The following is a 21851-nucleotide window of genomic DNA, read 5'->3' as shown; positions in this document are numbered from 1 at the left end:
CCGTCCAGTCCCGTAGGACGAATGAACATGGGCGTCGGACGGAAAGTCATAGAACGTCCTGAAAAACGTTCATACGGTGGACACATCATCCGGACAATCTCAGGAGAACTTCATGAAAGTACTCGTCGTCGGCGCAACAGGCGGTTCCGGCCGCGCTGCCGTGACCGCGCTCCTCGCCCGCGGGCACGACGTCACCGTCATGGTCCGCACATCCGACGCTCAGCACACATTCGGCGATCGAGTCCTGGGCGTGATCGGGGACGCCACCCGTCTCCAAGACGTCGACCGCGCTGTCCGCGGCCAGGACGCTGTCATCGTCACCCTCGGCATCACCGAGAACCCCGTTCGTGTACGGCTGCGCGGCCCGGCGCGTACTGCGCTCGACGTGCGGTCCACCGGGACCCGCAACATCATCGAGGCGATGCAGCGACACGGCGTGCGGCGCCTGATCGTCCAGACCACCTACGGAGTGGGTGACACCGACGGCCGGCTGCCGTTGCGTTACAAGCTCATGTTCTCGCTGCTTCTCGGGCCACAGGTCGCCGACACCGTGATCCAGGACCGCTTCGTGCACGAGAGCGGCCTCGACTGGACTCTCGTGCAACCGGTCAACCTGACCGACTCCACCGACGGCGGAGACGTGTTCACCTCGACCAGCGGCGAGCTCGCGGGCTGGCAGGTCGCGCGCAGCAAGGTCGGTCGGGTCCTTGCTTCCGCAGTCGACGACGAGGAGAACGTGAGGCGAACTGTGTCGGTGTCCTGAGCCGGGATTCGTCGAAAGGCTCCGCGAGTGAGCGTGACAGGACACGATGAGAAACGGCAATGCGATGAGAAACGGCAATGCGATGAGAAACGGCAATGCACAGAGTCCATCTGTGTAGTGCCGACTCAGCTTTCCTCCGACAGATCAGGAGCTCGCGGTGACCACTCGACTCAATCCGTACATCAGCTTTCGTGACAACGCGCGTGACGCGATCGAGTTCTACAAGACCGTCTTCGGCGGTGAACTCGAGATCAGCACCTTCGGGGAGGGGCAACCTACCGGCGACGCCGCGGTGGACAGCAAGGTCATGCATGCGATGCTCACTACCGACAGCGGTTTCGTGCTCATGGCCTCGGACACACCGCCCGGAATGGACAACACCCCCGGAACCAATTTCACCATCTCGCTGAGCGGCGACGATGAGGCCGAACTCCGCGGCTACTGGGAGAAACTCGTCGACGGGGGAACCATCACCATGCCGCTCGAGAAGGCGCCCTGGGGTGACAGTTTCGGGGCGTGCACCGACAAGTTCGGTGTTCCATGGATGGTCAACATCAGCGCCGGCTGATCTGTCGGGCACCCATCGGCCCGTGCTGGGCGCGGGTTCAACCGAGGCGTTCGTCCAGTTCGCGCACCAGCTTCACGGGTGCCGTCTCACGGAACGACATGTCGACCAGTTCTGCGACCTCCGCCCAGTCCACAGCGTCGCGGTCGAGATCGTAGCCGACCCAGCCCGACGGCCCCAGGTACATGGGCAGATACGTGTGACCTTCACCGAGCAGGGCGAGTCGTTCGTCGGCGTCGGGTTTGACGATCAACGACCGGGGAAACGCCGCGCGGGTGTCCTTCTCGGATCCGCCGTAGACCGCGAACGACGTCTTGGTGAAGAAGAACGGACGGCCGTGCGAGATCTTCTCCTGGGCACCGGGATACGCCAGGACGAGGGCGCGCACCCGGGCCAGCAACGGATCCGTCTCGTCGAACATGATCGGATGTGGCATGGACGCAGTTTACCTCCGAAGGGCCGAAATCCCCTCGCGGAGGAGGGGTTCCACAGCGTCTCCGAAGACGCTGAATCCCTCGCCCACGGTCTGGCCCTGCAGGAAGCGGAAATGGATCCCCTCGAGGATCACTGCGAGCTTGAAATAGGCCAGCCCCAGATGGAAGGCCATACCCGACAGGTTCCTGCCGCTCGCGTCCGCGTAGCGGGAAAGCACTTGGTCGTCGTCGAGGAAGCCGGGGGCACGCGACACTGTCGGCACCGGAACCGGCCCGTCCCTGCGCGCAAGCTGCTGGTAGACCATGAGTAGCGCGACGTCGGTGAGCGGATCACCGAGAGTGGCCATCTCCCAGTCCAGCACCGCTGCAACTCGATCGTGCTCGTCTATCAGCACGTTGTCGAGACGGTAGTCACCGTGCACGATCGTAGAGCAGCTCGTCTCGGGTAGCTGCTCTGCCAGCAAACGGTGGAGTTCATCGGCGCCTTCGAGCGCGCGGCTCCGGGATGCGTCGAGTTGGGTCTGCCACCGCCGTACCTGGCGTTCGAGGAATCCTTCGGCTCGGCCGAAGTCCTCGAGCCCCACCGCTGCCGGCTCCACCGAGTGGAGCGTTGCCAGGGTGTCGACCATCCGTTCGGAGATCGCACGCACTCGCTCCTGCCCGAGGGGTGCGAGTTCCTCGGCAGTACGAAATGCTGTGCCCTCGACCAGTTCCATGATGTAGAAGGGCGCCCCGATGATCTCGGTATCGGCACACAACAGGTAGGTACGAGGCACAGGTACCTCGGTTCCGGCGAGCGCAGTGATCACGCGGTGCTCGCGGGCCATGTCGTGCGCGGTTTTCAACACGTGTCCGAGCGGTGGTCGCCGCAGGACGAGTTCCCGCTTGCCGTCACTCACTCTGTACGTGAGGTTCGATCGTCCACCGCTGATCAGACGCGCGGTCAGAGGCCGGTCGAAGAGGTGGGGTGCAGCGGTCTGCAGGTAACTGCGGAGAAGCGCGGTATCCAGCCCCGTGGGGTTGGCGCTCACGGTGTCCTTTCCTGATTCGGTGTGGAACGACGGAATCGTGTACGAGGGAGCGTAGTCGGACTGGATACAGTTGTCCCCCATTCTGTTGCGCAGATTTCGGGCTGAACGGAATCCCAGTATAAACAGAAGTTCAGTGGGATAATGTTCGAAACATGCCCAAATCGAACGCCCTGACGTACACCACACTTCAGGACTCCCTCGCAGGCTTCGACTCACGGCGGACTCCACTCGAGGGGCGCCGTCACGCAGCCGTCGTCATCGCCGTCGTCGACGACGGGGCCGGCAACCCGGTCATGCCCCTGACACGCCGACCGACGAAGTTGCGTGCACACCCCGGCCAATTCGCTCTCCCCGGCGGACGCCTCGACCCGGGCGAGACACCCGAAGAGGCGGCCTTGCGGGAACTGCACGAAGAACTCGGACTCGACGCCACGCCGGACGCCATCGTGGGGCGGCTCGATGACTACGTCACCCGATCCGGATACGTGATGTCACCGTTCGTCGTATGGTCCGGCGCCGCAATCGCCGATCTGAAGCCGAGCCCCGACGAGGTCGACGTCTTGTTCTCGGTCACGGAGGCCGAGTTGGACAGCGAGCCTCGATTCGTCGACATCCCCGAATCCGACAAGCCGGTCATCCAGTGGCCGTTCCGCGGCCACCTCATTCACGCACCCACCGCCGCCGTGGTGTACCAGTTCCGTGAGGTCGCCCTCCACCGTCGGCACACTCGTATCGACGGACTCGAACAACCGGTGTTCGCATGGCGCTGACCACCTCGCGAGGATGCCCGCAGCCGGTATGAAAAGCTTGGCTCTCGGACCGCGTGGATCAGATTGGGGGAACGATGGGTGACGTGACGACATCGGACGACATCCATCCACGGGTCGACCGCATCTTCACCATCCCGAATCTGCTCAGTGTCGTGCGGCTGCTCGGGATTCCCCTGTTCCTCTACCTGATCCTCGTCGTCCACGCGGATGTGTGGGCACTTGTGATCCTTCTCCTCAGCGGGTTCACCGACTGGGCCGACGGCAAGCTCGCCCGTGTGCTGGACCAGGAATCTCGGCTCGGCGCGCTGCTCGACCCGATGGTCGACCGTCTCTACATCGTCACCACCCTCGTTGCGTTGGTGGCACGCGACCTCATTCCGTGGTGGATCGCTGCGATCCTGATCGGCCGCGAACTCGTTCTGGCGCCCACTCTCGCCGTGTACCGACGTCGCGGCATGCCCCCACCGGAAGTTCTGTATCTCGGTAAGGGCGCAACCTTTCTTCTCATGTGTGCGTTGCCGCTGCTGCTGCTCGACCTGGCGGTACCCGCAACATCCGCTGTCGCACACCCACTCGGTTGGGCCGCACTGATCTGGGGCTCGGCGCTCTACGTCTGGACCGGACTGCTCTACCTCAGCCAGGCCGTGTGGATTTCCCGTACCGTCCCCCGAACGAAGGACAGCCCGCCGAGTGAGTAGTCGCTGGGCGCAGATCCCCCGAAATCCGGTTCCGTCGCTGCTCAAGTCGCTGCTCGAGGACCACCTCGACCCCGGCTATGCCGCGGCTGCCGCGGACCGCGCGGCGGGCCGTGCTGGGTCATCGCCGACACGCACCAGGGTCTGGCTCGTCGTCGGCAGCATCCTCGCGGGACTCGTTCTCGGCGTCGCCTACGCCGAGAACGCCGATCGTGAACCGGGTGCCGACCAGACGCGCACCGAGATCCTCGACTCACTACGTACCAGCGACGAACGCATCGACACCCTGGTCGCCCACCGCGATGAACTGGCGGATACCGTCGAGCAGCGCAGCGCCGAACTTGTGGCCCACGATGCGCAGGGTGCGGCAATGCTCGACGAGTTGCGGGCGGCGCAGGTCGCTGCCGCGGCCGTACCTGTGGCCGGCCCCGGAGTCACGGTCACCCTTTCGGAGCCGTCGGGCCGGCCGAACCTTTCGGACTCGTCGGTACCCGACGACACCGGCAACACTGCGACGATTCTCGACCGAGACCTGCAGTCCGTCGTCAACGCACTGTGGGCAGGTGGTGCGGAAGCCGTATCGGTCGGCGATGTGAGGATCGGCCCCGGTGTGACCATCCGGCAGGCAGGGGGAGCGATGCTCGTCGACAACCAACCGGTGTTTTCGCCGTACGTCGTCACTGCAGTCGGGCCCCAGGCGCAGATGCAGACGGATTTCGTGGTGAGTGACGCATACCTGAGGCTCTCGGGCATCCAACAGCTCTACGGGGTAGGTTTCACGATCGCCGAGGGCGGCGAACTCGAACTACCGGCGGCCACGGTACGTACAGTCGAATCGGCTCGGGAAGCGGGGAATCGGTGAAGCACATTCGGCATGGTCATGCACTGTATGCAGTGCTGGCGCTCGCGATCGGCATCGCTGCCGGGATCGTGTTCAGTCCGCAGGTGCCCGACATGGTGCAGCCGTACCTGCCGATCGCGGTGGTTGCCGCCCTCGACACCGTGTTCGGCGGACTGCGTGCCTACCTCGACGACATCTTCGACGCGAAAGTATTCGTCGTCTCCTTCGTGTTCAATGTCCTGGTCGCCGCACTCATCGTGTGGCTCGGGGATCAACTCGGCGTGGGCACCCAACTCTCCACCGCCGTGATCGTCGTCCTGGGGATTCGCATCTTCGGCAATGCGTCCGCCCTGCGTCGTAGACTCTTCGGGGCGTGAGCGATGACCGAGGATCATCCCGAACTCATTCGGCGCGACACACCCGACCCGCAGCGCAAGCGTCGGGTGTATGCGGCCTTGGCGGCGTTGCTCGTGGTCCTGCTCGGTACGGCCATCGCCACTCAGGTGAAGAACACCGATCGGGGTGACACCCTCGACTCGGCGCGTCCTGCAGACCTACTCGTGCTCCTCGACAACCTCAATCGACGCGAGGCCGCGCTGCGTCAGGAGATCACAGGCCTCGAGCGCACTCTCGAAGGATTCGAGCAGAACGGTTCGGACGCCGCCCTCACGGAGGCCCACGCGCGTCTACAGAACTTGTCGGTTCAGCTGGGAACCGTTCCCGCGACAGGGCCGGGTGTGGTGCTGACGATCGACGACCCGCTCGGCGGTGTCGGATCCGAGGTCGTCCTCGACACGATCCAGGAACTACGCGCGGCGGGTGCGGACACGATGCAGATCACCGATGCCGACGGGGCATCCGTACGAATCGGTGTCGACTCGTGGGTCACCGGGCAGGGCGGCGATCTGACTGCCGACGGTCGAAAGCTCTCGGCGCCCTATACGGTTACCGCCATCGGAGACGGTCCGACGCTCGCGGCGGCGCTGAACATTCCCGGCGGTGTGGTGGACACGGTTGCTCGCCGCGGCGGGACATTGGCTGTCGAGCAATTTCCGCAGGTCGAAGTGCTCGCCTTGCGGGAGATCGAGCCACGCCAATACGCTCAGCCAGGAAACTGAAACAGACGTTCGTGCCGAATCGTCGCCCCCGAAAGGAACTGCCGTGAGTGAGTTCGAGACACCCGCTGATCTGCGATACACGGCGGAGCACGAGTGGGTACAGCGGACTGGGGCGACCACCGCCCGGATCGGTATCACCGACTACGCTCAATCTCAGCTCGGTGACGTGGTGTTCGTGCAGTTGCCGGACCCCGGATGCACCCTCACGGTGGGTGATTCGTTCGGCGAGGTCGAATCCACGAAGAGTGTGTCGGACGTCTACGTGCCCTTCGCTTCGACAGTTGCGGCTGTGAACGGTGACCTCGAGGCGAGCCCGGAGTTGGTCAACAGTGCGCCGTACGCGGAAGGGTGGCTCATCGATGTCGAGTCGAGCAGTGAGGCCGACCTCGACGCTGCCTTCGCGCAGACGCTCGACGCAGCGGGGTACAGAGCGATCACAGAACGGTGAGATCCCCTGGGTGATGTAGCCGTGACTACCTGCACCAGGGGCGTGCGCAGGGTACGGTCGGGTATGGCGTGTGCCGTGTCCGATCGTGGTGGTGTCGAAGGAATGACGACCATCCGGGAATACTCGGATGATCGAACGGATAAGGAGAAACGGTGAGCGAGAACGGCAACGCGGGCTACGAAGAGACCCCAGCGGAAACCACTTCGGTGTTTCGTGCCGACTTCCTGAACGAATTGGAGAACGCCGGTGCCGCTGCGACGACCGAGGCGCCGGTCTCGGGTGTCGAAGGCCTCCCGGCCGGGGCTGCCCTGCTCGTCGTCAAGCGCGGGCCCAATGCGGGGTCGCGCTTTCTGCTCGACCAGCCCACCACTTCTGCCGGGCGGCACCCCGACAGCGACATTTTCCTCGACGACGTGACGGTCAGTCGTCGCCACGCAGAGTTCCGTCAGGACGACGGCGAGTTCCAGGTCGTCGATGTGGGAAGTCTCAACGGCACCTACGTCAACCGTGAGCCCGTCGACTCGGCAGTGCTCGCCAACGGCGACGAGGTTCAGATCGGCAAGTTCCGCCTGGTGTTTCTGACCGGCCCGCGGGGCACTCAGGGCGCAGGTAGCTGATGACCGCTGCCCACCAGCCGGTGCCGGCCGGTATGTCGATCGGGTCTGTGCTCGATCGGCTCCGCCCGGAATTCCCGGACGTGACGATCTCGAAGATCCGATTTCTCGAGGCTGAAGGCCTGATCAGTCCGGAGCGCACACCGTCGGGTTACCGACGGTTCTCCATAGCCGACTGTGAGCGACTCCGGTACGTTCTCACGGCGCAGCGTGATCAGTACCTCCCGCTGAAAGTGATCAAGGAACAGCTCGAGGCGATCGACCGCGGCGCGGCGACGGTGGGAGCCGTCGAGGCTCGTCCCAAGCGGCCGCGTCAGCTCGCGGTCGCGCGGGGCGAGGTTTCTCCCGAGGATCTTCGTAGCGACCGTCAGATTCGAGTCGGGCGAGATGATCTGTGCGAGCGGGCAGGTATCGACACCGTGTTCCTCACAGAGTTGGTGGGCGCGGGGCTCCTCACACCGGGTGCAGCAGGGTTCTTCGACGACGACGCGGTGTTGCTGGCGCGGACGGCGAAGGCGATGTCCCAGTTCGGACTCGAAGTCCGGCACCTCCGTGCGTTCAAATTGGCGGCAGACCGCGAGGCAGGCCTTGTTGCTCAGATCGCTGGACCTGTCGCCAAGGGACGCGATGCAGGAGCACGCGAACGAGCGGAAGAGATGGTGCGTGAGTTGGCTGCGTTGTCCTTGACGCTGCACACGTGTCTCGTCAAGGCAGCAGTGCAGGGCTCCCTCGATCGTTGACTGTGGTGGCATGGTCGATGGATGGTCACATCTTCCGGATTCGGGTACCTGACGTACACGGAGGAGCGCACTAGAATTCAGGCAGTACGTGCCGGCGAGTACGACGACCGGTGGGCAGCGGAACGGAGGCGCCGCAATGAGCGAGATGAGGGTAGTCGGTATCCGAGTCGAGCAACCGCAGAACCAGCCGGTCCTTCTGCTGCGAGAAGCAGAGGGCGAGCGGTACCTTCCGATCTGGATCGGTCAGATGGAAGCAACTGCAATCGCGCTGGAACAGCAGGGAGTGGAGCCGGTGCGGCCCCTCACCCACGACCTGATCAAGAATCTCCTCGACGCGTTCGGCCATGCTCTGCTCGAGGTCCGGATCGTGGATCTTCAAGAGGGTACTTTCTACGCGGATCTCATCTTCGAGGGTGAGATCCGGGTCTCGTGTCGCCCGTCCGACGCGGTTGCCGTAGCTCTGCGCACCGGCGCGCCGGTGTTCGCCGAGGAATCGGTGCTGGCCGAAGCAGGCCTCGCGATGCCTGAGGAAAAGGAGGACGAGGTCGAGAAGTTCAAGGAGTTCCTCGAATCCGTCTCGCCCGACGACTTCAAGGCAACCGACGGCTGACATGGCCTTCCACCGGGTGGATCTGCCGGTGTGACCGAGCGGAAGTTGTTCGACGATGTCCGGTGACGAACCAGTGTAATGTCGAATGCTGCTTTCGTTGTCGGCGTGTTGCTACCCGATGTGAATCATACAAGGCGTACGCTTGGTTGATCCGTTACGGGATCAAGTCGGGTGACCCGGAGGATGTACGGGTTCGGATGCGGTGGGGGATCCGCCTGGTCGGTGGTGGCGAGGGACAACGGGGCGCGCGAGAGGAAGTCACACAGTGCGAGATCGGCCGCAAGGACAGCAACTCGGTGCCCATTCCGGCGACCGCGTGGCTCCGGTACCTGCAGCGGACACCTCCGACGATCTGCAACCGGGGCTGTTTCCCGACAACTCGGTGCCCGATGAGCTGGTCGGCTATCGAGTACCGATCGCATGTCAGATCGCAGGCATCAGTTATCGCCAACTCGACTACTGGGCGCGAACGAATCTGGTTGTCCCTTCGATCAGGAGCGCGGCGGGTTCCGGAAGCCAGCGACTGTACTCGTTCAAAGACATCCTGGTTCTCAAGATCGTCAAGCGACTCCTCGATACCGGCGTCTCGCTGCAGAACATCCGCGTGGCCGTCGACCACCTCCGGAGCCGTGGCGTGCGGGACTTGGCCAAGATCACACTCTTCTCGGACGGCACCACGGTGTACGAGTGCACGTCCCCGGAAGAGGTCGTCGACCTGCTCCAAGGCGGACAAGGCGTGTTCGGTATCGCGGTCAGCGGCGCGGTCCGGGAACTGACCGGCAGTATCGCGGACTTTCCGGCCGAGCGTGCCGAAGGATACGACGTCGAGGAGAAGCCCGAGGACGAACTTGCTTCCCGTCGCCGCAACCGCATCAATCGCCGCATCGGATAGATCTGGACCACGCCTCCGAGGAGGCAGGCCTCGACCGGCGCTCGTGCTCTAGAATCTATGTGCGTCGCCGTCTCGCGGGAGAGCCCCGGACCAACACGTCTGGGCGCCGAAGGAGCAACACCTCTCCGTCAATCTCTCAGGCATCCAGGACCGCGAGAGCTACGACGTCTCTGGAAAGCGGTGGGAGCACCCACCCGCCCACGGGGAAAGGTCCACCGACCGGGACCGAATCTCTCAGGCGCTCGCCCAGCGAGCTCAGGACAGAGGGGGAGGAAACGCCCGTGCCGACCGCGCACGTGCGACCTCGCCGATCAGCCTGGGAGCTGCGATGACAGATGCCATCACCTGGAGTTTCGCCGATCGTCATATCGGACCCGATACGCAAGGACTGCGCCGGATCCTCGACGTCGTCGGAGTCGATACGCTCGAGGAACTCGCCTCGAAGGCGCTACCCGCCGGTGTCCTCGACGCCCGTGAGGGTGGTGTTGCCGATGGACTCGGCATCCTGGACGCGCCGCTGAGTGAACATGAGGTCCTCTCCGGCCTGAAAACTCTGGCGTCCCAGAACGTTGTTGCTACGTCCATGATCGGGCACGGCTACTACGACACGCTCACCCCTCCGGTTCTGCTCCGCAACATCATCGAGAATCCCGCCTGGTACACCGCCTATACGCCGTACCAGCCGGAGATCAGTCAGGGTCGACTCGAAGCCCTGCTCAACTTCCAGACGATGGTTTCCGACCTGACCGGTATGGAAGTCGCGAATTCGTCGATGCTCGACGAAGCTACAGCGGCGGCGGAGGCGATGACGTTGCTGCGTCGCGCCAACCGCACATCGAAGAGCCCCCGATGCGTGGTCGACGCCGACCTCTTCACCCAGACCGCCGCGGTGCTCGCAACTCGCGCCGAGCCCCTCGGGATCGAGCTCGTCACCGCGAATCTTGTGGACGACGGGCTGCCCGAGGGTGACTTCTTCGGCGTGATTCTGCAGATCCCGGGTGCGTCCGGTCGGGTATTCGATGTTGCTCCCGTGGTAGACGCTGCACACGAACGCGGCGCGTTGGTTGCGGTGGGCGCGGACCTCCTGGCTCTGACACTGATGACCCCGCCCGGTGAGAAGCACGCCGATGCCTGCTTCGGTACGACCCAGCGCTTCGGTGTGCCGATGGGCTTCGGTGGCCCGCACGCGGGATACCTGGCTGTCAACGGTGTGCACACGCGGAATCTTCCGGGACGGCTTGTGGGTGTCTCGGTCGATGCCGACGGCGCTCCGGCCTACAGGCTGGCGCTGCAAACCCGCGAGCAGCACATTCGTCGTGAAAAGGCGACCAGCAACATCTGCACCGCACAGGTGCTTCTGGCGGTCCTCGCCGCGATGTACACGTCGTACCACGGCGCCGAGGGGCTGACCGGGATCGCGCGGCGAGTGGGTGCGCACGCATCTGTTGTCGCCGCCGCACTGCGCAGCGGGGGCATCGAGGTTGTTCACGACGACTTCTTCGACACCGTCCTCGCCCGGGTTCCGGGTCGAGCGGCGGAGGTGGTGGCGGCAGCGGCCGAACGCTCCGTCAACCTGTATCTCGTCGATGCCGATCACGTGTCGATCTCCTGTGACGAGGCGACGACGTACTCACACGTGGCGAGCGTGGCGGCTGCATTCGGTGTCGTCACCGACGCGGCGTTTGTCGACGAGCCCGTGTCCATCCCGGAGGGCCTCGCCCGAACCAGCGAATTCCTCCAGCATGAAGCGTTCACGAAGTACCGGACGGAAACCGCGATGATGCGGTACCTGCGACGGTTGTCCGACAAAGACCTCGCACTCGACCGCACGATGATCCCGCTCGGATCCTGCACGATGAAGCTCAATGCTGCAGTAGAGATGGAGGCCATCACATGGCCGGAATTCGCGCGTCTGCATCCGTTCGCTCCCGCGGATCAGACAGCAGGAATCCGGCAGCTCATCTCGAGTCTCGAATGCTGGCTCGCGGCGGTCACCGGGTACGACGCCGTCACACTGCAACCGAATGCCGGCAGCCAGGGTGAATATGCAGGTCTGCTCGCGATTCGGCACTACCATCTGAGCCGCGGTGACGACCACCGCGACACGTGCTTGATCCCATCGAGTGCGCACGGGACCAATGCCGCGTCGGCCGTCATGGCCGGCATGCGCGTCGAGGTTGTGGCATGCCGTCCCAACGGAGATGTCGACCTCGACGATCTGCGGGCGAAGATCGCGGACCATGCAGAGCGCCTCGCGGCGATCATGATCACCTACCCGTCGACCCACGGGGTGTACGAACATGAGATCGAAGACATCTGCGGTGCGGTGCACGCCGCCGGCGGGCAGGTGTACATCGACGGCGCGAATCTCAACGCACTCGTGGGTCTGGCGCGCCCGGGCAAGTTCGGTGGTGACGTCAGCCACTTGAATCTGCACAAGACCTTTTGCATTCCGCACGGTGGCGGCGGGCCTGGCGTAGGCCCGATCGGGGTGCGTTCGCACCTCACGCCGTTCCTTCCGGGCCATCCGTCGGCACCCGAGCTCGGTGGGGTGGGCCCGGTATCGGCTGCACCCTATGGGTCGGCGTCGATCCTGCCGATCACCTGGGCATATATCAAGCTCATGGGCGCATCAGGGCTGCGGCAAGCGTCACTTACCGCGATCGCCTCGGCGAACTACATTGCACGACGTCTCGACGAGTACTTTCCGGTGCTGTACACGGGAGCAAACGGGATGGTCGCGCACGAGTGCATCCTGGACCTGCGTCAAATGACCAAGGACACCGGTGTCACCGTCGACGACGTGGCCAAACGGCTCGCCGACTACGGATTCCATGCGCCGACCATGAGCTTCCCTGTGGCCGGAACGCTCATGGTCGAACCCACCGAGAGTGAGGATCTGAGTGAGATCGATGAGTTCATCGATGCGATGATCTCGATCCGCGGGGAGATCGACAGGGTCGGGGCGGGGGAGTGGGCGGTCGACGACAACCCGCTGCGCGGGGCGCCGCACACGGCGGAATGCCTGGTCGGGGAGTGGACTCATCCGTACTCCCGTGAGATGGCTGTGTATCCAGTGGGGAAGATGCGCGCGAAGGTGTGGCCTGCGGTGCGCCGGATCGACGGCGCACACGGCGACCGCAATTTGGTGTGCTCGTGCCCTCCACTGGAGGCGTACAGCAGCTGAATGCACCGAGGGTTGCGGGCGAGCGCCCGCAACCCTCGCGACCTTGAATCAATATTCAGAACCATACGGAAACACAATATAAACCGAATCTATTGGTGCAGACCCCACCTGACTCCCGTCTCAACACTCTGTGATCCCCGTGGGATTCAGGCGCGGCGGCGATGCTACTACTTCTGGGTGACGAGCTCGAGGATGGAGATCTCGGGCGGAGTCGCGACCCGGACCGGTGGACCCCAGGAGCCGGCCCCTTGTGATGTGTAGATGGCGGTGTCGCCGAAGTGGTCCAGCCCAGCGACAGTGGGATTTGCGGCGGCGACGATATATCCGAGGGGCCACATCTGGCCGCCGTGGGTATGCCCGGACAGCTGCAGATCCACACCGAGATCCTGTGCTTCGAGGACGTGCGCCGGCTGGTGAGCGGCGAGAAGGACGAAGGTTTCCGGTGACAGTCCGCCGACAGCGCGGGGGAGATCCGCCGCATCCGGTGCCGGCGCGGTGTAGTCGTGCACACCCGCCACCGCGATCTCGTCGCCGTTGTGTGTCACGGTGACGCTTTCGTTCCGCAGTGTCCGTACACCGAGGCCTTCCCAGTGGTCGAGCCAGGACAAGGCGTCGTCCGAGTAGTACTCGTGGTTGCCGCTGACCCCGTAGACGCCGAGTGGGGCACGGAGTTCGGCGAGGGGCGTGAGGTCGTCGCCCACGTACTCGATGGTGCCGTCGGCGAGGTCTCCGCCGAGAACGATGAGATCGGGCTGCTGTTCGTTGACCTGATCGACGACTCCTTGCACGAATCCGGCGCCCCTTGCCGGACCGACATGCAGGTCGGTGATCAGGGCGACGCGAAGTCCGTCGAATCCGTTCGGCAGGCCGGGCAGTGCAATGGTGGAGTGGACGAGTCGGGGATTGGCCGCTTCGATCAGCGCTCCGTAACCGATCGTGATGACGGTGACGGTGACGAGAGTGCCCGTTGCGATTCGCAGTACACGACGTGGCGCTGATGGCGAAGAGTCGGTTCGGGGGTATCTATCGGTGCGGAACCGCCGCACGAGCCTCGCCCCGAGACAGAACACTCCGATGATGAGGGTGCCGATGATCAGGTAGAGGCCTGCAGCGAACCAGCTGTACCCGAGGAAACCCAGTGGACGTGCCCATGCGGGGTCGAGGACGGTGCCGGTGACTGACGCGGCCAAGGCGACGCCGAGTAACGCGACGAGGGCGGTGTCGGCGGCGAGCGCGGCCCTTCCGGTAAGGCCTGGTGCCCGGACGAGGCGGCGATGGAACCAGAAAGTGATGAGCGCTAGGAACGTCCCCGCGACGAGTAGTTGGATCACGGTCAGGAGATGAGCTTTCGGAGTAGGGCGGTCAGGTCGTCGTTCACGGTGGTGGTGAGCGTGGAATACGACCCGCCGGTGCGGTCGGTGAGATCCTGCAGTGTGTCGGAATCGGTGACGTCGTCGCCGAGGACGACGACGTCGATCCGGACTCGTGAGGCAGTGTCGGTGAGGTCGTCGATTCTGTCGAGGAATCTTTCGGATGTGCCCGTGCTGGTGTCGTCGTCGCTGTCGAGGATCACGAGTATCGAGTTCGGCCTGGACGAATCGTAGTTGGCGACAGCATCGGCATATGCGGCGAGAATCGATTCGTAGACTGGCGCGGTCTCGGTGTTGTCTACTCTGCCGAGGGCGGTGGTCAGTGCTGCACGCTGCTCTTGGGTGAGTGCATCGCGTGCAACGGCGGTTCGGTAGGCCGACGTGTCGTCGAAGACGTACATCCCGACGATCGAGGTGTTCGGGGAACGGCGGAGGACGCTGTCGATGGCGGTTGCGGTGTCATCGAGTCGGGTGCTGCCTCCGATTGCTGTGGACATGGAGGTGGTGGTGTCGACGAGCACGGTGGTCTTGGTAGGTGGTTGGGGGTGGAGTCGGATGTCGAGGAGTGTGTCGCCGACGGCAGGTTCCGCGGCGATCAGGACGTCCGCGACGGGGGGATGAGTGACGTCGGAGGCGGAAGCATCGGGGGGAGTGCCGTCTTCGTCGCGGAATCCGTCGTCGAGGAAGCGCTGTCTCTGGTCAGGGTGACGTACGTAGTCGATGAACTGCCCGGCCGCCCGGGACAGTGTTTCGTCGACCCAGGGGGCGCTCGGCACCACCGCGGGGAAATCGGCGACGGGTGTGGCACCGGCGGGGAGGAAGCCGGTGAGGTCGTGGGCGTGTCCCTCGGTGACCGCGTCGTGCAGTTGTTTTTCCACTACGGGCACTGCGTGGATGGGGGAGTCGGGGGTGGTGTTCGCGGCGAGCGCCGTGAGTGCGTCCGCGGTGGTCGGTCCGGCGGCGATATCGAGTGCGTTGGCGCCGAGTGCGAGTTGGGTCATGGCGGTCACGGTTTCCGGGGATTCCGCTTCGCTCTGGGGCAGCGGCCCGGTGCCGGTGGTGGCGACGGCTTCGAGTGCGGGCACGGTGGCGTCACTGTCGGTGCCGGTGGGCAGCGCCATGCGTAGCGATTCCCACGGACCGAGACCGAGCGCGCTGAGGGATCCGGGGGTGGCCTGCAGTGACGGTAGGTCGTGCCATCCGACCCCGGCGGTGGTGAGTCCGTTGTGGAGGTCGGTGGGGGTGGCGAGGACGATCGGCGAGGTGGCGAGGGGGCGACGGTGTCCGGTCGCGCTCGTGCCTGCGCGGTCGGCGGCGCGGTTGTCGACCGGTACCCAGAGGGCGGGTGCGGGCCCGAGGTCGGGGCTCCACGTGTCGCCGGCAGCGAGCGCCGTGGCTGTCGTGGTCGACTCGGTGGCGGTGACGTGGGCAGTGATGCAGTAGTCGCGGATCACGGGTGCGACGTCGGTGTTCCACGTGTCGGCGAGGTCGGTGAGGGTGGGGGCGATGAGGGGGTCGGCGACGATGTGGAGTTCGGCGTCGCCTTCGACGCAAGTCCCGGCTGCTTCGGTGGCCTGTTCGTTGATTCGGTTGCGAAGTTGGAGCCAGCCGAGCACAGCGAGAACGAGAAGCGCAACGGCAACCAGAGCAACGACGACACCTGAGCTGAGGCCACGCGTGCCACCGGATCCACGATGTCGAGCCACTTGGATTCTCACCTCGTTTCGTTGTGGTCGTAGCTGATGTGGCCGGGCTCCAGCAGTCTAGTGACGCGCGGTGATGTCGGTGTGGTGCAAGTCGGAGTGGTGCGACGATGGGCCCCGATCCACGTGGATCGGGGCCCATCGTTTCGGTGTGCCGACGTTCAGGCGTTGGCGGACTTGTACTCGCGACGGCGGCGGTGCAGGATCGGCTCGGTGTAGCCGCTGGGTTGGGTGGTGCCTTCGAGGATCAGTTCCTTGGCGGCCTGGAACGCGATGTTGGTGTCGAAGTTCGGCGCCATGTTCCGGTAGGACGCGTCGCCTTCGTTCTGGCGGTCGACAACCGGTGCCATGCGTTCGAGGGAAGCGACGACCTCGTCCTCGGTGACGATACCGTGACGGATCCAGTTCGCGAGGAGCTGGCTCGAGATGCGCAGGGTGGCGCGGTCTTCCATCAGTGCGACATCGTGGATGTCCGGCACCTTCGAGCAGCCGACACCGGCGTCGATCCAACGGACGACGTAGCCGAGGATGGACTGGCAGTTGTTGTCGAGTTCTTCACGCTTCTCGTCGGCGGACCAGTCGGTGTTGTCGGCGAGCGGGATGGTGAGGATGTCGTCGACGGTGGCGCGGGTCTTGCCCTTCAAGGTGTCTTGCACCGCGAAGACGTCGACCTCGTGGTAGTGGGTGGCGTGCAGGGTGGCGCCGGTGGGTGACGGGACCCACGCCGTGTTGGCACCTGCCTTGGGCTGGCCGATCTTCTGCACGAGCATGTCTGCCATCAGTTCGGTCATGGCCCACATGCCCTTGCCGATCTGCGCCTTACCTTGCAGGCCCGCGGCGAGGCCGGTGTCGACATTCCAGTCTTCGTACGCGGCGATCCATTTCTGTTGCTTCATGGCGGCCTTGCGCACGACGGCGCCTGCTTCCATGGATGTGTGGATTTCGTCGCCGGTGCGGTCGAGGAAGCCGGTGTTGATGAACACGACGCGTTCGGATGCGGCTTCGATGCAGGCGGCGAGGTTGACCGTGGTTCGCCGTTCCTCGTCCATGATGCCGACCTTGACGGTGTTGGTGGGCAGGCCGAGGACGTCTTCGACGCGGCCGAACAGTTCGGTGGTGAAGGCCGATTCTTCGGGGCCGTGCTGCTTGGGCTTGACGATGTAGATGGAGCCGGTGCGGCTGTTGGCCAGCGGGCCGTGCGCATCGTCGGTGTCGAGACCATGGATGGCGCACAGACTGGTGATGAGGGCGTCGAGGATCCCTTCGGGGATTTCGTTGCCGTCGGCATCGAGGATGGCGGGGGTGGTCATGAGGTGACCGACGTTGCGGACGAACAGCAGGGACCGGCCGTGCAGTTCGAGATCCTTCCCGTCGAGTGCGGTGTAGACGCGGTTGCCGTTGAGCGTGCGGGTGTGGGTCTTGCCGCCCTTGTCGAATGATTCGGCCAGGTCGCCGCGGTTGAGTCCGAGCCAGTTACGGTAGCCGAGGGTTTTGTCGTCGGCGTCGACGGCAGCGACGGAGTCCTCGAAGTCCATGATCGTGGTCACGGCGGATTCGAGGACGACGTCCTTGACTCCGGCAGCGTCGGTGCTGCCGATGGGGGAGGCGGCGTCGATCTGGATCTCGATGTGCAGGCCGTTGTTGCGCAGCAGCACGGAGGTGGGGGCGCTCTTGTCGCCGAGGTAGCCGACGAGCTTGTCGGCGTCGGCGAGGCCGGTGACGGTACCGTCGGCGAGGGTGACGTTCAGTTCGGTGCCGTCGATGGAGTACTTGGTCGAGTCGGTGTGGCTGCCGGACTGCAGAGGCGCCGCCTTGTCGAGGAAGTCGCGGGCCCAGGCGATGACCTTGTCGCCGCGGACCTTATTGTAGCCGCTGCTCTTCTCGGCGCCGCCCTCTTCGGAGATGGCGTCGGTACCGTACAGCGCGTCGTAAAGCGAGCCCCAGCGGGCGTTGGAGGCGTTGAGAGCAAATCGGGCGTTGAGGACCGGAACGACGAGCTGCGGTCCGGCGGTGGAGGTGACTTCACTGTCGACACCGGCGGTGGTGATCTGAAAGGGCGCCGGGACAGGAACGAGGTAGCCGATCTCCTCGAGGAATGCCTTGTAGGCGGCTGCGTCATGGGCCTGTCCGCTCCGGTCGCGGTGCCAGGTGTCGATTTGTGCCTGCAGGTCGTCGCGCTTGGCGAGCAGGGCACGATTGCGGGGGGCGAGCTCTTCGACGATCTTGTCGGCGCCGGCCCAGAACGCGCCTGCGTTCACTCCGGTGCCGGGGAGCGCCTCGTTGTTGACGAAGTCGTAGAGCACCTTGGCGATCTGCAGTCCGCCGACGGTCACGCGTTCAGTCATTACCCTCACTCTTTCCGGTTGCTGTGCGCCCGGTGTTGTTGCGTTCCGGGAGCCGCACGAAAATTCACCATATATGTTACCCGCCGGTAGCTAAGGGCGTACGTCGGTTCGTGCGCGCAGGGCGGTGCATCGTTCGAGCAGGTCCTGTCTCAGGTCCGCGGCGCGAGAGGTGAGCGCCGACTGCTCGCGGACGTACTGTGCGCGTCCGGCGGCAGTCTCGATCGTGATGGGCGAGTAGCCGTAGTCGCTCAGATCATACGGGCTCGCGCGCATGTCGAGTTCGCGTGTCGCCGACGCGTGCCGAAAACAGCGCAGCAGCAGGTCCGAATCGACCAGAGGGGAGAGTTTGTAGCACCACTTGTATAGGTCCATACCGGCGTGCAGGCACCCGGGTTGCTCGCGGTCGAGTTGGTCGTCGCGGATCAGCGGTTCGATGTTGCGAGGTGCCGCGTCCGGGGTGAAGAATCGGTAGGCATCATAATGACTGCAGCGCAACTGCATTGATTCCACCACCGCATCGGTGCCGGCGTGACCGAGCCGCAGCGGCACCGCGGCATGCCGCACATCATCGTTGCTCGTGCGGAACACCATCGCCCATTCGTGCAGTCCGAAGCAGCCGAACTGGGCGGGCCTCGACCGGGTTCGCGCAAGCAACTCGGCGACGAACTCGACCATGGCGAACCGATGCTCGAGGGTGTTGGATCTCACGCGCACACCGGGCGTGCCGTCCACGACGACCCGCTCGTAGGCGGGATGGTTGCGGTACTCACGACCCGCGCCGAGCAGAACGGTGCCAAATCCGGGATGCCACCGCCGCAGCTGCGCGGGCCGGTGGTTGTAGTACGTGAACAGAAAATCGTGGACGGGGTGTTTCTCGTGCGACGCGCGCCGGCGCAGGTGCTCGGCGAGCAGCTCGTCGGCCTCGTGCCGATGTCGGTCGCGGCGCTCGGTCCATTGGTTCTCGGTGAGGATCACCTCGTGGTGGGCGGTCGGGGCCTCGGTCACTTCGGCGCGCCTCCTGTCTGGTTCCCTGTGCCCTCTCGTCGAGTCGTGACGGTTTGGTGAGGGTGTCCATTCTAATTCGGGGATTCATGGGTTGTCGTGCGGTGGGAATCGGGTGCATAGGGTGAGGTTGCACGTGGCTCGCATTCGTGGGCCCAATCGAGGAGGTGGGACGTTGGCCGAGCGCATCCGAAGCCAGTGGGAGGACATCACCGCGGCGGATCCGTCGCATTCGAACTGGTATGTCGAACGGTTCCGGACGATGGCGGCGCAGGGGCAGGACATCGTCGGTGAGGCCCGGTTGATCGACGCGATGCTGGGGCGGGGTGCGCGGGTGCTCGATGCGGGGTGTGGGCCGGGCCGGTTGGGTGGCTATCTGCACGGAGTGGGGCACGTCGTCGTCGGGGTCGATGTCGACCCGGTGTTGATTGCGGCGGCGGAGGAGGATCATCCAGGTCCGACGTGGCTGGTCGGGGATCTCGCGGAACTGGATCTGCCGAGTCGCGGTGTGGCCGCGGAGTTCGACGCGATCGTGTGTGCGGGCAATGTGATGACGTTCTTGGCACCGGCGACACGGCGGACGACGTTGGCGGGATTCTCACGTCATCTGACGTCGTCGGGGCGTGCGGTGGTCGGGTTCGGTGCCGGCCGCGACTACGACTTCACCGAGTTCCTTGCCGATGCGGCGGCCGGGGGTCTCACGCCGGAGTTGTTGTTGTCGACGTGGGATCTGCGTCCGTTCACGGAGGATTCGGATTTCCTGGTCGCGGTGTTGTCGCGGTCGGGGAGCTGATCAGGGCTGGGTGGGACTTCCGTCCGGTGCTTCTTCCGTACCCGGTGTGGTGACGGAGGGGGTCGGTGTGACGGTGCGGGCGAGCGCGAGGGCGGTCACGGCCATCACTGCGACGGCGGCGACGGTGATAGTGAAGCCGAGGCCGTCGGTGTCGAGGTGTTCGCCGAGCACCGTCATACCGAGGAAGACGGCGGCGAGGGGTTCGGCGATCGTCAGCGTCGGTAGCGAGGCGGTCAGCGGTCCGGCTTGGAAGGCGCGTTGCTGCAGGTACATGCCGGTGAGTCCGGCGGCGATCACCGCCCAGGTCTGCCACGACCCGAGGACGGTGAACACGCCGTGTTCGAACAGGTCGGTGACAGCGATCAGCACCGCGGCGGCGAGCGCGCACGCCACGGATGCTGCCGCGGTACCGGTCATGGCCGGGGTCGGTCAGGCCGGGACTTCGCTGTGGTCGCCGCTCCACAGGGTGTGGAACTTTCCGGGCTTGTCGGTGCGCTCGTAGGTGTGTGCGCCGAAGTAGTCGCGTTGGCCCTGGGTGAGTGCGGCGGGGAGGCGTTCGGCACGCAGCCCGTCGTAGTAGGACAGGGACGAGCCGAAGGCGGGGATGGGGATGCCGAGAGTGGTGGCGGTGACCACGACGCGCCGCCAGCTGTCGATGCCGGCTTCGATGGCGTCGCGGAAGTAGGGGGCGAGGATCAGACTGGGTAGGTGGGGGTCTGCGTCGTAGGCCTCTTTGATGCGGTTGAGGAACTGGGCGCGGATGATGCAGCCGCCACGCCAGATGGTGGCCATGGCAGCGCGGTCGACGTTCCAGCCGTATTCGACGCTGCCGGCGGCGATCTGATCGAAGCCTTGGGCGTAGGCGACGATTTTGGAGGCGTAGAGGGCGGCGCGGATGTCCTCGGTGAACTGGGCGGTGTCGGTGGGGGCGGCGCCGAGGGTGCCGGAGGTCAGGTCGCTGGCCGCGGCGCGCTGGGTCCGGGAACCGGACAGGGCGCGGGCGAAGACGGCTTCGGCGATCCCGGTGACGGGGATGCCGAGGTCGAGAGCGGCCTTGACGGTCCAGCGTCCGGTGCCTTTTTGTTCGGCGGCGTCGACGATCACATCGACGAGAGGTTTGCCGGTGGTGGCGTCGATCTGGCGCAGTACTTCGGCGGTGATTTCGATGAGGTACGACTCGAGGGTTCCGGTGTTCCAGTCGGCGAATACGTCGGCGATCGTTGCGGCGTCGTAGCCCAAAGCGTCGCGCAGCAGGTGGTATGCCTCGCCGATGAGCTGCATGTCGGCGTATTCGATGCCGTTGTGCACCATCTTGACGAAGTGTCCGGCTCCGTCGGGGCCGACGTGGGTGCAGCACGGGGTGTCGTCGACTTTGGCGGAGATGGCTTCGAGGAGGGGGCCGAGTGCGGCGTAGGATTCGGCGGGTCCGCCGGGCATGATGGACGGTCCGTTGAGGGCGCCTTCTTCGCCACCGGAGATACCGGCGCCGACGAAGTGCAGTCCGCGAGCGCGCAGGGCGGCTTCGCGGCGGATGGTGTCGGTGTAGAGGGCGTTTCCGCCGTCGATGATGATGTCGCCGGATTCCATGGCGTCGGCGAGTTCGTCGATGACGGCGTCGGTGGCGTCGCCGGCCTTGACCATGATCAGGACGCGGCGGGGCTTTTCCAGTGCGGCGACGAATTCGTCGATTGTTTCGGTGCGCACGAAGGTGCCGTCGCTGCTGTGTTCGGCGAGGAGAGCGTCGGTCTTGGCGATGCTTCGGTTGTGGAGGGCGACGGTGTAGCCGTGGCGGGCGAAGTTACGGGCGATGTTGGACCCCATGACGGCCAGGCCGGTGACGCCGATCTGGGCGAGGGGGGTATCGGTGCGTTCGACGGTCATGGGTACAGCTTCCCCCGAATCGAGGTGTGATCGAAATCGAATGGTGTCC

22 protein-coding genes and 1 riboswitch are annotated in these 21851 nt (G+C 64.9%); of the genes, 14 read left to right on the top strand and 8 right to left on the bottom strand.

The features are described 5' to 3' along the window. Positions 1-112 precede the first annotated feature (112 nt). Entirely contained in the window at positions 113-763 is a 651-nt protein-coding gene (locus tag ACZI8W_RS23510; protein ID WP_463370930.1) for an NAD(P)-dependent oxidoreductase, read from the top strand. 157 nt (positions 764-920) lie between these two features. Beyond that, on the top strand, positions 921-1331 hold the full coding sequence (locus ACZI8W_RS23505; RefSeq protein WP_463370929.1) for a VOC family protein: 411 nt from the start codon (positions 921-923) through the stop codon (positions 1329-1331). Positions 1332-1368: 37 nt separating this feature from the next. On the opposite strand, the gene ACZI8W_RS23500 is transcribed toward ACZI8W_RS23505, so the two are convergent. Both ACZI8W_RS23500 and ACZI8W_RS23495 read right to left on the bottom strand, forming a co-directional pair. After that, entirely contained in the window at positions 1369-1764 is a 396-nt protein-coding gene (locus tag ACZI8W_RS23500; protein WP_463370928.1) for an MmcQ/YjbR family DNA-binding protein, read from the bottom strand. A gap of 9 nt (positions 1765-1773) precedes the next feature. After that, positions 1774-2793 (bottom strand): phosphotransferase family protein, encoded by a 1020-nt coding sequence (locus ACZI8W_RS23495; RefSeq protein WP_463370927.1) that lies wholly within the window; start codon positions 2791-2793, stop codon positions 1774-1776. A gap of 152 nt (positions 2794-2945) precedes the next feature. On the opposite strand from ACZI8W_RS23495, the gene ACZI8W_RS23490 reads away from it, so the two are divergent. From ACZI8W_RS23490 to gcvP, 11 genes are all read left to right on the top strand, one after another. Beyond that, a complete protein-coding gene (locus ACZI8W_RS23490; RefSeq protein WP_463370926.1) occupies positions 2946-3563 on the top strand; it encodes an NUDIX hydrolase in 618 nt (205 codons plus the stop codon). A gap of 74 nt (positions 3564-3637) precedes the next feature. Next, the gene (locus tag ACZI8W_RS23485; RefSeq protein ID WP_463370925.1) at positions 3638-4261 is read left to right on the top strand and encodes a CDP-alcohol phosphatidyltransferase family protein; all 624 of its coding nucleotides are present in this window, start codon (positions 3638-3640) and stop codon (positions 4259-4261) included. Beyond that, a complete protein-coding gene (locus tag ACZI8W_RS23480) occupies positions 4254-5120 on the top strand; it encodes a DUF881 domain-containing protein (protein WP_463370924.1) in 867 nt (288 codons plus the stop codon). Before ACZI8W_RS23485 ends, ACZI8W_RS23480 begins: the two co-directional genes overlap by 8 nt. Before the next feature lie 5 nt (positions 5121-5125). Further along, positions 5126-5476 (top strand): small basic family protein, encoded by a 351-nt coding sequence (locus ACZI8W_RS23475; protein ID WP_463370955.1) that lies wholly within the window; start codon positions 5126-5128, stop codon positions 5474-5476. Positions 5477-5479: 3 nt separating this feature from the next. Then, positions 5480-6217: a DUF881 domain-containing protein gene (locus tag ACZI8W_RS23470; RefSeq protein WP_463370923.1), complete on the top strand. Its 738-nt coding sequence runs from the start codon at positions 5480-5482 to the stop codon at positions 6215-6217. Positions 6218-6260: 43 nt separating this feature from the next. Continuing rightward, a complete protein-coding gene (gene gcvH / locus ACZI8W_RS23465; RefSeq protein ID WP_463370922.1) occupies positions 6261-6665 on the top strand; it encodes a glycine cleavage system protein GcvH in 405 nt (134 codons plus the stop codon). Between the two features lie 152 nt (positions 6666-6817). Beyond that, positions 6818-7282 (top strand): glycogen accumulation regulator GarA, encoded by a 465-nt coding sequence (garA, locus tag ACZI8W_RS23460; protein WP_054713563.1) that lies wholly within the window; start codon positions 6818-6820, stop codon positions 7280-7282. Further along, complete coding sequence (gene ftsR, locus ACZI8W_RS23455) at positions 7282-8019, top strand: transcriptional regulator FtsR (protein ID WP_463370921.1); 738 nt, start codon at positions 7282-7284, stop codon at positions 8017-8019. The genes garA and ftsR overlap by 1 nt, the downstream gene beginning before the upstream one ends. Positions 8020-8155: 136 nt before the next feature. Beyond that, positions 8156-8629 carry a bifunctional nuclease family protein gene (locus ACZI8W_RS23450; protein WP_463370920.1) on the top strand — a complete coding sequence of 158 codons (474 nt, stop codon included), beginning with the start codon at positions 8156-8158 and terminating at the stop codon, positions 8627-8629. 265 nt (positions 8630-8894) lie between these two features. Then, entirely contained in the window at positions 8895-9521 is a 627-nt protein-coding gene (locus ACZI8W_RS23445) for a MerR family transcriptional regulator (protein WP_463370919.1), read from the top strand. Between the two features lie 65 nt (positions 9522-9586). Then, positions 9587-9684, top strand: a riboswitch (glycine riboswitch). 165 nt (positions 9685-9849) lie between these two features. Beyond that, on the top strand, positions 9850-12708 hold the full coding sequence (gene gcvP / locus ACZI8W_RS23440) for an aminomethyl-transferring glycine dehydrogenase (RefSeq protein ID WP_463370918.1): 2859 nt from the start codon (positions 9850-9852) through the stop codon (positions 12706-12708). Positions 12709-12875: 167 nt separating this feature from the next. Here the strand turns inward: gcvP and ACZI8W_RS23435 are convergent, their stop codons facing one another. The 4 genes from ACZI8W_RS23435 to ACZI8W_RS23420 form a co-directional block, all read right to left on the bottom strand. Then, entirely contained in the window at positions 12876-14039 is a 1164-nt protein-coding gene (locus tag ACZI8W_RS23435) for a metallophosphoesterase (RefSeq protein ID WP_463370917.1), read from the bottom strand. 2 nt (positions 14040-14041) lie between these two features. Continuing rightward, complete coding sequence (locus ACZI8W_RS23430) at positions 14042-15784, bottom strand: substrate-binding domain-containing protein (RefSeq protein ID WP_463370916.1); 1743 nt, start codon at positions 15782-15784, stop codon at positions 14042-14044. A 158-nt stretch (positions 15785-15942) separates the two neighbouring features. After that, positions 15943-18126, bottom strand: coding sequence for a malate synthase G (locus tag ACZI8W_RS23425; protein WP_463370914.1), 2184 nt, complete (start codon positions 18124-18126; stop codon positions 15943-15945). A gap of 90 nt (positions 18127-18216) precedes the next feature. Then, positions 18217-19131 carry a 3-methyladenine DNA glycosylase gene (locus ACZI8W_RS23420; RefSeq protein WP_463370913.1) on the bottom strand — a complete coding sequence of 305 codons (915 nt, stop codon included), beginning with the start codon at positions 19129-19131 and terminating at the stop codon, positions 18217-18219. Between the two features lie 142 nt (positions 19132-19273). On the opposite strand from ACZI8W_RS23420, the gene ACZI8W_RS23415 reads away from it, so the two are divergent. Continuing rightward, entirely contained in the window at positions 19274-19921 is a 648-nt protein-coding gene (locus ACZI8W_RS23415) for a class I SAM-dependent methyltransferase (RefSeq protein ID WP_463370954.1), read from the top strand. Here the strand turns inward: ACZI8W_RS23415 and ACZI8W_RS23410 are convergent, their stop codons facing one another. Together ACZI8W_RS23410 and gndA are read right to left on the bottom strand one after the other, a co-directional pair. Next, entirely contained in the window at positions 19922-20338 is a 417-nt protein-coding gene (locus ACZI8W_RS23410; protein WP_463370912.1) for a DMT family transporter, read from the bottom strand. A 12-nt stretch (positions 20339-20350) separates the two neighbouring features. Continuing rightward, on the bottom strand, positions 20351-21802 hold the full coding sequence (gene gndA / locus ACZI8W_RS23405; RefSeq protein WP_463370911.1) for an NADP-dependent phosphogluconate dehydrogenase: 1452 nt from the start codon (positions 21800-21802) through the stop codon (positions 20351-20353). Positions 21803-21851 lie beyond the last annotated feature (49 nt).

The sequence above is a fragment of the Rhodococcus ruitaii genome (assembly GCF_055230935.1).
This window is presented reverse-complemented; position numbering and strand designations above follow the sequence as displayed.